The following is an 11,554-nucleotide window of genomic DNA, read 5'->3' on the forward strand; positions in this document are numbered from 1 at the left end:
TTTCGCACATATGGGACAGTCACTGAGTCGGGGCCGCACCCCCGAACCCCGACTGACCCCTACGGAGATCCTGATATGTCTCGTGGATTCGTTGCCAGTGGACCGTCGGCGAGCGGCACGGCAAACAAGACGGCCGTCACGGTTGTGGGATCGGCGTCGGTCCGGCCGCGCCTGTTCGAGTACTCGGTGGGCGTCGCGACCGCGCCGAACGCGACCGATCAGCAGCTCAACTTCGCGGTGCAGCGGTTCACCGCCGCCGGTACGTCGGCTGGGTCCGCGCCCACGCCGCTGTCCATAGACCCCGGGGACGTGGCCGCCGTTGCCACGGTGGGCTGGACCCACTCCGCGGAGCCCACGTACACGGCGGGCGGCGCGCTCGCGGACCAGTGGATGAACCAGCGCGCCATGTTCCGCTGGGTCGCGGTGCCCGGGTTCGAGTTCGTGTCCGCGGCCACCAGCGGTAACGGGATCGGGCTTTTCAACAAATCGGTCGCGGCGGCCACGGTGGTCCAGGGCCAGTTGATGTGGATGGAGTAACCCGTGAGCGAGTTGAATCACCGTAAAGCCAGTGGCACCGCGTTCGTGACCGGACCGTGGGGGGAGCGGTTCGAGGGCGCCACGCTCTCGTGCTGCCACTGCCAGTTCACCTGGGTGCTCCAGAAGGGTTCGGGTAAGGTGCGCGGGTTCTGCACCAGTTGCATGCGGCCCCACTGCGGCGGGTCGAACTGCTGGGAATGTGTGCCCATCGAGCAGCGCCTGGAAAACATCGAGGCCGGGCGCCCGGAACTGACTCCGGCGCCCGTGAAGGTGTTCGTTCCCGGGGGCGCCCCTCGGCCATTTTGTTAGTGACTGTCCCATATGCCTCGAAATCGCCGTATTTTCGAGTTGTCACCCACGATTTCTCAGGCTTTTTCGCACATATGGGACAGTCACTTAGCCATGCCGAGCGCGATCAAGGAAACCCCGGCCTATCGCTGGCCGGCGCTACAAACGCAGACCGTGCGCGTGGAATGCACCCTCCGCGCGGGGCTGTCACTGAGCAACTACGGCACGATCACACTCACAGTGCGCGAAGACCCGGAATGGCCCCGGAGCGGCCCCGCGCGCCCCGCAGTCGATTCGGCCGACCCGCGCGCCGATGGCTGGCCCGTCGCGACGTCCTCCGTGGGTGCCGAAGACGTGGGCGCCGCCAGCCCAACGGTCGCGTTCACAGTGACGGTCCCGGCCGAGGTGGGCTACCGGCGCTACGCACTAGACGTGGTCGCATTGGGCGGCGCGGTGGGGCGCGTCCAACTCGTTGAGACGAGTTGGCTCACAGTTACCCCAAGTCTGTTGGGTTAACTGTGAGCCAATGGCACAAAACGCAAAGGGCGCACGGAATGAAGTTCCGTGCGCCCTTTGCGTTTTGTGCCATTGGCCGGGCGCTGGCATGAGCCGCCAGCGCCCGTAACGGAGTAACAATGCGCGCGTATTACGCCCTCGTTCTGACCGCACTCGCGTGCATATCAGTGGGGTTCGCACTGCCCCCGGCACCCAAAGCACCGCGCGCGCCTGTCGCTCCGCACTCACACGCGCTGCTCGCACCAGATCAGCCCGACCGCGAGTGGAAGCTCCCGCCCGGCGAGCTGGCCCCCAATCAGATCGTGATCCAGGCCGAAGCGGGCGATGTGACCGACTGGGGCCACGCGACCATTGGCGTGAGTGACGCCTGGAAGGTCACGAAGGGTAAGGGGGCGACCGTTGCCGTGCTGGATACGGGATACGATCACTCGCACCGCGACCTCAAGAGCCAGGTCACCGCGTCCAAGGATTTCACCGGGTCGCGTTCGGGTGATTCGGATGTGAACGGGCACGGCACCCACTGCGCGGGAATCATTGCGGCCGAAGAAAACGGCGTGGGGGTGGTCGGTGTCGCCCCGCAAGCGAAGGTGTTGGCCGGGAAGGTACTCAGCGACAACGGCGCGGGCCTATCGACCTGGATCGCGGCCGGGATCGATTGGGCCGTCGAGAACGGCGCGGACGTGATCTCCATGAGCCTGGGATCGGATGCACCCGATCAGCGCATCGAGGCCGCGGTCAAGCGCGCGCTGGCCAGGAACGTGATCGTGATCGCCGCGGCGGGCAACAGTGGTCCGCGCGAGGGCACCGCGGGCTGGCCCGGGAGCTTCGAGGGAGTCGTGTGCGTGGCCGCGGTAGACAGCAACCAGGCCGTCGCCAGTTTCTCGTCGCGCGGCAAGAACGTGCAGGTGGCCGCGCCCGGGGTGAACGTCCGCTCGTGCTACCCCGGGGACCGGTTCGCCACGATGTCGGGCACCTCGATGGCCACGCCCTACGTGGCCGGGTGCGCGGCTCTCTTCGTCTCACACTGCAAGGCACGGGGGATCAAGTGGACCCCGTCCGACTTTGCAGCGGCCATCGCCAAGACCTCGAAGGATCTCCCGCCCGCGGGCCGCGACACCGCGAGCGGCTTCGGGTTGGTCCAGCCGGGGAAACTGCTCCCGGCCGACGACCCAACGATTCCCCCCGTTCCGAACCCACCCGACACCGGCGACGCGATCGTGATCGCTCCCGATCCGACCATGCCCATCACCATCGGTGGGCGCAAGGTCAAGCGCATCGTGCTGGAGTTGGAGCCCAAGCCATAGGGCGAAAGGTGAAGACAAGCCCCGGCCGGGGCGTAGGCGTGTAGCCAGGGGTGGAACCCTGGCGCGCCTCCACTCGAGCAAGGGGTCGGGGTTGCACGGGAAGTTCGCCAGGGTTCCACCCCTGGCTACGCGCCTACGCCCCATTCGGGGCTAAAAGCCAATACCCGATATCGCCCGAATGGGCGGCAGATCGTCGCCAGGGCGGAACGCCCGGCGCAACCCCTCGCCCTCTTCTCGCAAGGCCCACATGGTTGCGATCACCACTATCGCTGTGTTGATCCCTGTCGAGTGGTACGGCTTCGTGGCCAGTGTCGTCTTCACACTTCTGCACACCTGGGAAGAGGTATGGGTTGGCGAAGACGCGCCGTTCTGGTGCTACTACCGCCGGCACTTCGAACACGGCATCAGCGATGTGGCCGGTGCCCTGCTCTTCTCGTGGCTCGCGCTCATTTTGATCGGCCTGGCGGTCCTGGGGTATTTGTGCGGGTCGCAGGTGTTCCTCGGCGGGCTGGTCGGGGCGCGCGTTGGTGATGCCCTCCTGTCTCACGTCGGCCTACGCGCGCGGTTCACGGGGCCGAATCCGGGCCTGGCAACGTCCCCACTGTACCTGGCAGAAGCCCTAGTGGTGCCGCTGGTGCTACACGTTTCGCCCCTGGGGGTCGCGCTCGGGTTCGGTGCGTTCGCGCTGTTTTGGTGCATGTCTTTTGTTCGGAGGAAGAAGTGATGCGCTGGGTCTATCTGCTTCTGGCGGTGATCGCTTACGGTGCCTGCGCGCCGGCAAGTGCGCCGGCCGGCCCGGTCCGCGAGTTCGTCCGCGACCACCGGCCGGGCCTGATCGTGCCCAAGCCGCCGCGGTTCCAACCGATTGTTCTGGTTGTGCCGATTGGCTCGTGTGACCCCGGCTGTCCCTACCCTGGCGGCGATCAAACGGCCCTGCCCGGGGTGCCAACTTCAAGCGTGACGGGTTGGTTGCACCCGCGGACGGTGAGTGAGTGCCCGGGTGGGACGTGCCCCGCCCCTCGGCGCTGAAATGTGGCGCGGAGATGCGGCGCGGAAATGCGGAAGTGAAAATAACGACGCCGGCGGGTTTCCCCGACCGGCGCCGCGATCCGCGGATCGCCCATAACCGCGAACCGATGAGATACTAATTGCTCTTCAGACCGAATGCAAGGACAAAATAATGAATAGCGCCATTTTAGACCTGATTGAGAAGGTAGCCGCACGGGTGGCCGAAGGTAAGCTCGCCGCCACCGACGGCAGCGCGTTCCTCCGGCGGTTGATTCATGGCCCCGCGCTCGCGTTCGTGGTGAAGTGGACCGCCACCCCGCTGGACGATCTCGCGCTCGAACTGTTCAAGTCCCTGATTCCCGAGTAACCGGCCCCTTGTTCAGTTTCGCGCGAACCGCCGCGAACCGCCCTCGGGTATTCCCGGGGTCGGCCGCGGCGTTCGGCGTAGCGGGCTTTCGCTTGTTCGCGCGGAAGACCACGCGACCGGGAATCATCCCGCCGTCGTGGTCCGGTTCTTCGAGCGAGATCGGGTCCGTGACCTCTTCTTCGCCCTCGGCCGATGTGGGCAGCGGCACAATGGTGAGCGCGGCGCCGGCCGTGGTCCGGTACAGCCCGCCGTTGCGCAGGCGCTGGGCCTCGCGCCGGCACTCCGACCGGAGCCAGGTCGCGGCGAACCCGCGGAACGCGCCGAACAGGTCGCCGGTGGGGGGCAGCCGGGACTCGTCGAAGCGCCCCATGAGCATCGTGAGCGTGACGAGCGCGCAGCCCTCGAGTTCGAGTTCCTCTTCGGACCCGATCGCGAACCCGAAATCGGCGCGCACTCCGCGCGCGATCCCGCGCGCCCAGGCGATGTGGTCGCCGGCGTCGATGCGCAGTTCGCGCGAACAGGTCCGGGGCTCGGGCCGAACGGCGGCACGAGCGGCGAGCAGTTTGGGAGTAATCGGCATTGGGGCAATCCCGGATGTGAATACGCGACCACTATTATACTAAGAGATCACTACACCCAAGTGGCGGTTCGGGACCAAACGGGATCTTTCCACAGAAAAGGTGACGAACACGGGCGGCGCGGCACAGGGGCCGGCCCCGGCGCACCAACTCGCCGGGTAACGTGAGCGCGAGCGGAAGGCGCGTACAGCCCACCGACTACGTGAGCACCGAAGGCCGCTTGAACCGAGTCGGGGATTGGCGTAACGGCGCAAACGAGCCGCTCCCTTGCCAGTAGTTTCAAGTGATTTGGCAGTGCCGCATGGGAGTTCCTAAGTTCAAGGTTCTCAGGCACTTGAACGGGAGCCTCCCATGCGACGTGGTTACTCTACGATCACCCCGGCGGTGGTCCACGCACTGACGCGCCGAACGTTGGAACGGGCCCTGGGTTGGACCGACTACAAGCGGTCGGTCACGCGCACCCAGTTGCTCGACCTGGTGCTGTTGATCGCGGGCACCACCCGCACGTTGTTCGCGGTAGTGACCCGGTACTTGGTTCTCCCACGAGACCGCGCGACAGGCGATGCACGCCAACCGGGGTTCCAGGACCAACTCACGGCCCGGTTGGTGGATGCCCTTCACCAGGTGGCGGGGTTCACGCGCGGGACCGGAGGCGCCGGTGGACGTGTGCCATCGATGTGCATTACGTCCCCTTTTATGGGGATCGCAGCACCCGGGGATCATCGGCGGACCCAAGAAGGCCGGGACCTCGTTCTTTCACGCGTGCGCCACCGGGGTACTGATTCACAAGCACCGGCGGTACACCGTGGGGCTGATGAGCGTGACGAAAGGAACCAAGCCGCACCAGCAGGTGCAGACCCTTCTGGACCAGGTGGCGGCCGCGGGCTCACGGTCCGCGGGGGTTCTGGACGCCGGGTTCGACAGCGGGAGACCCTGTTGCTGTTGCAGGAACGGAACCTGAGCTACACGGTCCCGATGCGCAAGAAGGGCACCGGTACCAACCGCCGCAACGCCAGCTACACCCAACCCCACGGCACCATCACCACCATGGGTGGGTCACCGAGAAGAGCCGCAAGGCGGTATCGACTCGGGTGCTCGTGTGGCAACGGAAGGGCGAATCGCACGCCCGGGTGTACGCGTTCCGCGGGTGGGGCGATGCGACCGCCGTGTCGGAGGCGAACCGGGCTCGGTTGGGGCCTGTACTTTGCGCGACTTCCTGTATTCGAGCGGCTGAGGCTTAGCGTGTAGACAGGCGCCGGCCCGTCCGAGACGATGGGGTTACCACACCACCCTCGCCCCGGACGGACGCGGCCATGCCATCATCGCATCCGCTACCCTCGTCGTGCCACTGGTTTTCGGTTCTCGCGGCGGCGTTAGACCCACGATCGGCTCCGCGGCTGGCATGGTTGCTGGTCGGAGCCGTTCTGGCTCGGGGCCGCGCACCGTTACGACCTGGATTCGGTCCGCCGGGCTGAGCGATGAGTATCGCCCGTGCTACACCACGGTGGCCGCGCTTGGGGCCGGACCGACGCGCGGCGTCACACCTGCTGCGGGAGTCGTGAGGCCCCTGGCGGCGGAGGCCAGACGGCTCACGTTGGCCCTGGATGACACCCCAACGGAACGATACGGGGCAACGGTACAAGGGGCCGGGGTGCACCACAACCCGACGCCCGGGCCGGCCGGCGGACCGTTCGTGTACGGGCACGTGTGGGTGGTCCTCGGGCTCCTGGCCCGGCACCCCTCTTGGGGCATCGTTGCGCTCCCGCTGCTGGCCCGGTTGTACGTGCGCCGCAAGGACCTTCCGGGGATCCCGGCGAGGACCCGGCCCGGGTTCCGGACCAAGCTGGAACTGGCCGTCGAGTTGGTGCGGTGGGCCGCCTCGTGGCTCGGGCACCTGGGCAAGCCCCTCTGGGTGGTGGCCGACGGGGCGTACGCCAAGGCCCCGGTACTCAAGCCCCTGCGGGAGCTCGGGGTGACGGTGGTGAGCCGACTGAGGAAGGACTCGGCCCTGTGGTCCGTGCCCGGCCCGCGGGCGCCCCACCAGCGCGGACCGAACCGGACCTATGGGGACCAGCGAATCGAGTTGGCCAAGCGAGCCGGACAGACCCGCGGGTGGGCCACCGGGACGTTCGACTTGTACGGGAAACCGACGGAGAAGAAGTACAAGACGTTCGTGGCCACCTGGCGCCCGGCCGGTGGGGCGATTCGCGTCGTTCTGGTGGACGAGCCCACCGGGTGGGTGGCGTTCTTCTGCACCGACACCGCCCGCGCCGGTGGGCGACATCCTCGGAAGTGTCGCGAGTCGCTTCAGCCTGGAGATCGCGTTCCGCGATCTGAAAAAGTTGTCGGGGCGGGTCAGCAGCAGGTGCGCCTCGTGCGGGCCAACGTCGGGGCGTTCCACGTGTGCCTGTGGGCGCTCACGATGACCGAAGCTTGGGCCTGGAATCGGGATGCCAAGGCGTTGGCCGGGCACCGGGCCGCAAGTCCATGGGACGACGGGGAACGGCGACCGAGTCACGCGGATAAGCGCGCGCCTGGCGCCGTGAGCTACTGCGGAACGAAATTCAGGCGGTTCTGCGGCCCGGGATCAACGAGGCCGAATTACAAGTCGCCGCCGAACGACTACTCGACTTGGCCGCTTAATGGTGATGAAGTTGCGCAAAGAGCAGTTGGGGCGCCGGCGGTACCGAGAGCGGTTCGGGATCGAGACCAGCTATCGGCAGAAGAACCAGGCCCGCGGGTGGACCACCAGCACCAACCCCGAGTACCGGTTGCTGCTCGAGGGCGTGGCCCTGCTGTTGCGCCCAGGTGTGGGTGTACCTGACGCTCCGGATCGCTCGGGCACGCGGGCTCGCGCCGACCGCCTGGGTCGCCCAGTTCCCGTTGGCCGAGATGCTCGACTGGCTCACGCAACGGATCCGCTCACGATACCCACGCACACGATGTATTACCCTGCCACACAATACACTTACAACCAACGCAACGCCTTGAAACTACTGGCAAGGGGCGGAGGCACTTCCCCGCTCCGAAAGCACTTCACGCATTAAGCAAAACGGAAGTGTCTCCCGCTCCCTTGCGGTCGCGGCTCGTTACCAGATGGGATGAGCGTGCGGCTCAGCTCTTGCCCAATAGTAGGTCAACGACCCAGCACCCGCGCACGTGCTCGCGCGGTTCGCGGCAGTGGCTCAGGACGTCTTCGTCGTCGCACCCCGCGTCCTGGGCGCGTCCGCCAGAATCGGCATCGCACCAAAGTTGCGAGACTCATACATCTGCGCGCAATCGCAATCGCGGTGCTCGTGCGCCAGGATGGGGAGAAGATGATCGGGCGAAACGGATTGCCGAAGATGTCGTGCAACCGGGCGGTCTGGCCTACTCGCTCGCCGGCAAGTGCCCGCACGTAACCGGGCAAGCGAATCACCTCGGCTTCATCGGCTCGCGCTTGTGCCTCTCCTCTCCAGCCCCTCACAGCGTGCTCGCTTGCGATCCTCTCCAAGACAGGATCGCCGTGAGTTGCGAGTGCGTCGTAGGCAATTGCGTAGGCGGAATAGTAAGCGGTCCCGACAACACGAAAATCGCGCAAACAGTCGATCGCTCTTACGGCAGATTCCGCAGCGTAGGATTCCGCTTCTCCTGCGTGAAGAATCATGGCCGCTGATTCGTACACGTCCCCAACGACCTCAGCAAGTACCGCCCGAACCTGCTCGAAAGTGGCTGCCCCTCAATGTGTCGCTCCACCACGCCAATTGCCTTGCGGCTGTTTTGAGGTAACCGTCGCGGAGCAGGTGCTTCACGCGGCGGCAACAATCAACCGCGAACAGCCGTAATTTCCGATCGCTTGCTCGCCCCGTTAGGAACTCAAGTAGCGGTTTGGGTTCGCTGCACGTGAGCCATTCCGCTTCGGTCATCGGGCACTCGAATCGCATATCGTCCCATGTATACGCACTCAACTCTTGCCCAACAGCAGGTCAACGACCCAGCACCCGCGCGCGTGCTCACGCGGTGAGCGGCAGTGGCTCAGAATGTCTTCGTCGTCGCACCCGGCGTCCTGGGCGCGTCCGCCAGGATCGGCATTCGGTCGAAGGCCCGGTCCGTGTAGATGCCGCGTGCCAGGGAGAGTACCGTTTCCGTGAGCCACTCGAGCTGAATTTCGAGCGAGCGAAACGGGTTGCCGAATACGTCGCGCACGAGGTCCGCTTGCGCCGCGAGTTCGTCCACGTACTCTGGAAGCTGTTCGTCGCCGGGTTCCGGCCCTGAAGCCGGCAGATCGGCCGCGGCATTGACGGCGGCTTGTCGGGCGTAGCCGGCGACCGTGACGAACTTTGAAGTGACGTTGGCGGCGGCCAGTTCGATGTGGGTGAGGTAGCCCGACGTGTCAGTAGATTCGGTCCGTGCTTCTTGACAGACCGCGCGTGCCGTGGAGTGGACGCGGGCCAGGTCCGCGTCGCTCAGTTCGCCGTCCGCGAACGCTTCCGCGGCCGTTACGATTCGGATCGTGATCGGTGGTACGAAGGCGTTCCACACGCGCCGGCAGCACGCGCACGCGAACAGGCTGTTTCCGCTTGCTCGCCTTTCCGAAAAGGAAATTCAACATCTCCTGCGGGTCGGTCCCGGTCAGCCATTGGTGTTCATCCATGCCTCCAGAATATATCGCGGGGGCCGGTCCGCTACGGCACTCGGCGTCACGCGGGCGGCGGTTCGGGGACGCTCCCTTTTCGGAGGTAGGTACTCACGCGCCACGTCACGAACCCGACCGCGACCACCGCCAGCACGATCCACGCCGCCTGCCCGAGCCGGTGCTGCATCGCTTCCCAGGCGTGCCCCGCGAAGTGACCGATGAACGCCATCGCCACCGCCCACACCGCGCGCGGCCGCGTTCGCCGGGAGGAACCGCCCCAGCGCATCCCGGACGCGCCCGCGGCCGGCCCCGCGATCACGCGCAGGCCCGTAATGAACCGCGCGATGAACACCGTGAGCGCGCGTACTTCGCGAAGTACCGCTCCGCGATCTTCATGCTCGGGCGTGAGGAACAGGAACCGGCGCCCGGCGTCGAGGCGCTGCGCGCGCGCGACCCGGCGCCCCAGCCAGAAGCCCAAATTGTCGCCCGCGATCGCCGCGCAGAACGCGACCGCCACCACCGCCCAAATGTGGAGGTGCTGGCCCCGTCCGGGCTGGTCAGGTATCCGGCCGCCAGGAGCGCGGTTTCGCCCGGCACCGGTACCCCGGCGTTCTCCAGGAGTACAACGAGGCCGAGTATCCAATACCCGTGACCACGAACTAACGCAACGATGTCTGGCATTGCTCTCCTCCGCCGATCCGAATGGGCCGAGAGTGGTAAAGGAAACCGCGTGCCAACCAGCGTGGTCGGCAGCGTACCAGGATTTGCGAGGTAAAGGTTACAACTCCTGCGCCCCGTGTCCCGAATCTTCAAAGTGCGAAAACGCTAGGAATCCTAGCCATTCGCGCTTACCTGGCATCAAATGCGGGCTTTGGCACACCGCGTGCATTTCTCTTTGTCGACGAACACAGTCGGGCCGAGTTCCCCGGCCCAACCCACACCTGATCGCACTTCACCCAACCTATCCACGAAAGCCGGCGACTTCGGTCGCCGGCTTCCCTTTTGTGGACCGAATCCGCACAGAAAAACGAGCCGCGACCGCAACAGTAGTTTCAAGTGATTTGGAGTGCCGCATGGGAGTTCCTAAGTTCAAGGTTCTCAGGCACTTGAACGGGAGCCTCCCATGCGACGTGGTTACTCTACGATCACCCCGGCGGTGGTCCACGCACTGACGCGCCGAACGTTGGAACGGGCCCTGGGTTGGACCGACTACAAGCGGTCGGTCACGCACCCAGTTGCTCGACCTGGTGCTGTTGATCGCGGGCACCACCCGCACGTTGTTCGCGGTAGTGACCCGGTACTTCGGGTTCTCCCACGAGACCGCGCGACAGGCGATGCACGCCAACCGGGGTTCCAGGACCAACTCACGGCCCGGTTGGTGGATGCCCTTCACCAGGTGGCGGGGTTCACGCCGGGACCGGAGGCCGGTGGACGTGTGCCATCGATGTGCATTACGTCCCCTTTATGGGGATCGCAGCACCCGGGGATCATCGGCGGACCCAAGAAGGCCGGGACCTCGTTCTTCACGCGCACGCCACCGGGGTACTGATTCACAAGCACCGGCGGTACACCGTGGGGCTGATGAGCGTGACGAAAGGAACCAAGCCGCACCAGCAGGTGCAGACCCTTCTGGACCAGGTGGCGGCCCGCGGGCTCACGGTCCGCGGGGTGGTTCTGGACGCCGGGTTCGACAGCGGGGAGACCCTGTTGCTGTTGCAGGAACGGAACCTGAGCTACACGGTCCCGATGCGCAAGAAGGGCACCGGTACCAACCGCCGCAACGCCAGCTACACCCAACCCCACGGCACCATCACCACCATGGGTGGGTCACCGAGAAGAGCCGCAAGGCGGTATCGACTCGGGTGCTCGTGTGGCAACGGAAGGGCGAATCGCACGCCCGGGTGTACGCGTTCCGCGGGTGGGGCGATGCGACCGCCGTGTCGGAGGCGAACCGGGCTCGGTTGGGGCGCCGGCGGTACCGAGAGCGGTTCGGGATCGAGACCAGCTATCGGCAGAAGAACCAGGCCCGCGGGTGGACCACCAGCACCAACCCCGAGTACCGGTTGCTGCTCGAGGGCGTGGCCCTGCTGTTGCGCCAGGTGTGGGTGTACCTGACGCTCCGGATCGCTCGGGCACGCGGGCTCGCGCCGACCGCCTGGGTCGCCCAGTTCCCGTTGGCCGAGATGCTCGACTGGCTCACGCAACGGATCCGCTCACGATACCCACGCACACGATGTATTACCCTGCCACACAATACACTTACAACCAACGCAACGCCTTGAAACTACTGGCAAGGGGCGGGAGGCATAACCCTTCTCAACCGAGTGCAACTCGCTGGGAA

At 65.9% G+C, this 11,554-nt stretch carries 15 protein-coding genes; 12 read left to right on the top strand and 3 right to left on the bottom strand.

The features are described 5' to 3' along the window. Window positions 1-75 precede the first annotated feature (75 nt). The 7 genes from J8F10_RS13700 to J8F10_RS13730 all read left to right on the top strand — a co-directional run bounded on the left by J8F10_RS13700 (window position 76) and on the right by J8F10_RS13730 (window position 4,020). A complete protein-coding gene (locus J8F10_RS13700) occupies window positions 76-537 on the top strand; it encodes a hypothetical protein (RefSeq protein WP_210654358.1) in 462 nt (153 codons plus the stop codon). Between the two features lie 3 nt (window positions 538-540). Then, entirely contained in the window at window positions 541-846 is a 306-nt protein-coding gene (locus J8F10_RS13705) for a hypothetical protein (protein ID WP_210654359.1), read from the top strand. Between the two features lie 93 nt (window positions 847-939). Beyond that, on the top strand, window positions 940-1,341 hold the full coding sequence (locus tag J8F10_RS13710; protein WP_210654361.1) for a hypothetical protein: 402 nt from the start codon (window positions 940-942) through the stop codon (window positions 1,339-1,341). 119 nt (window positions 1,342-1,460) lie between these two features. Continuing rightward, window positions 1,461-2,645 (top strand): S8 family peptidase, encoded by a 1,185-nt coding sequence (locus J8F10_RS13715; protein WP_210654363.1) that lies wholly within the window; start codon window positions 1,461-1,463, stop codon window positions 2,643-2,645. 247 nt (window positions 2,646-2,892) lie between these two features. Further along, the gene (locus J8F10_RS13720; protein WP_210654365.1) at window positions 2,893-3,369 is read left to right on the top strand and encodes an HXXEE domain-containing protein; all 477 of its coding nucleotides are present in this window, start codon (window positions 2,893-2,895) and stop codon (window positions 3,367-3,369) included. After that, the gene (locus J8F10_RS13725) at window positions 3,369-3,674 is read left to right on the top strand and encodes a hypothetical protein (RefSeq protein ID WP_210654367.1); all 306 of its coding nucleotides are present in this window, start codon (window positions 3,369-3,371) and stop codon (window positions 3,672-3,674) included. The genes J8F10_RS13720 and J8F10_RS13725 overlap by 1 nt, the downstream gene beginning before the upstream one ends. 151 nt (window positions 3,675-3,825) lie before the next feature. Continuing rightward, window positions 3,826-4,020 carry a hypothetical protein gene (locus J8F10_RS13730; RefSeq protein ID WP_210654368.1) on the top strand — a complete coding sequence of 65 codons (195 nt, stop codon included), beginning with the start codon at window positions 3,826-3,828 and terminating at the stop codon, window positions 4,018-4,020. On the opposite strand, the gene J8F10_RS13735 is transcribed toward J8F10_RS13730, so the two are convergent. After that, on the bottom strand, window positions 3,998-4,600 hold the full coding sequence (locus J8F10_RS13735; protein WP_210654370.1) for a hypothetical protein: 603 nt from the start codon (window positions 4,598-4,600) through the stop codon (window positions 3,998-4,000). The genes J8F10_RS13730 and J8F10_RS13735 overlap by 23 nt on opposite strands. Window positions 4,601-5,256: 656 nt before the next feature. Here J8F10_RS13735 and J8F10_RS38840 point away from each other — a divergent pair. From J8F10_RS38840 to J8F10_RS38845, 3 genes are all read left to right on the top strand, one after another. Further along, on the top strand, window positions 5,257-5,559 hold the full coding sequence (locus J8F10_RS38840) for a hypothetical protein (protein ID WP_246523313.1): 303 nt from the start codon (window positions 5,257-5,259) through the stop codon (window positions 5,557-5,559). A 441-nt stretch (window positions 5,560-6,000) separates the two neighbouring features. After that, window positions 6,001-7,422 (top strand): IS701 family transposase, encoded by a 1,422-nt coding sequence (locus tag J8F10_RS13745; RefSeq protein ID WP_246523315.1) that lies wholly within the window; start codon window positions 6,001-6,003, stop codon window positions 7,420-7,422. Continuing rightward, a complete protein-coding gene (locus tag J8F10_RS38845; protein WP_246523317.1) occupies window positions 7,413-7,589 on the top strand; it encodes a hypothetical protein in 177 nt (58 codons plus the stop codon). Before J8F10_RS13745 ends, J8F10_RS38845 begins: the two co-directional genes overlap by 10 nt. Window positions 7,590-8,612: 1,023 nt before the next feature. Here J8F10_RS38845 and J8F10_RS13755 read toward each other — a convergent pair. Both J8F10_RS13755 and J8F10_RS13760 read right to left on the bottom strand, forming a co-directional pair. Next, entirely contained in the window at window positions 8,613-9,119 is a 507-nt protein-coding gene (locus tag J8F10_RS13755) for a hypothetical protein (protein WP_210662343.1), read from the bottom strand. A gap of 158 nt (window positions 9,120-9,277) precedes the next feature. Next, window positions 9,278-9,730 carry a DedA family protein gene (locus J8F10_RS13760; RefSeq protein WP_210654371.1) on the bottom strand — a complete coding sequence of 151 codons (453 nt, stop codon included), beginning with the start codon at window positions 9,728-9,730 and terminating at the stop codon, window positions 9,278-9,280. A 606-nt stretch (window positions 9,731-10,336) separates the two neighbouring features. Between J8F10_RS13760 and J8F10_RS13765 the strand changes: the two genes are divergently transcribed. Both J8F10_RS13765 and J8F10_RS38850 read left to right on the top strand, forming a co-directional pair. After that, on the top strand, window positions 10,337-10,762 hold the full coding sequence (locus J8F10_RS13765; RefSeq protein ID WP_210654373.1) for a hypothetical protein: 426 nt from the start codon (window positions 10,337-10,339) through the stop codon (window positions 10,760-10,762). A 313-nt stretch (window positions 10,763-11,075) separates the two neighbouring features. Next, entirely contained in the window at window positions 11,076-11,495 is a 420-nt protein-coding gene (locus J8F10_RS38850) for a hypothetical protein (RefSeq protein WP_246523319.1), read from the top strand. Window positions 11,496-11,554 lie beyond the last annotated feature (59 nt).

The sequence above is a fragment of the Gemmata palustris genome, assembly GCF_017939745.1.
Taxonomy (GTDB): Bacteria; Planctomycetota; Planctomycetia; order Gemmatales; family Gemmataceae; genus Gemmata; species Gemmata palustris.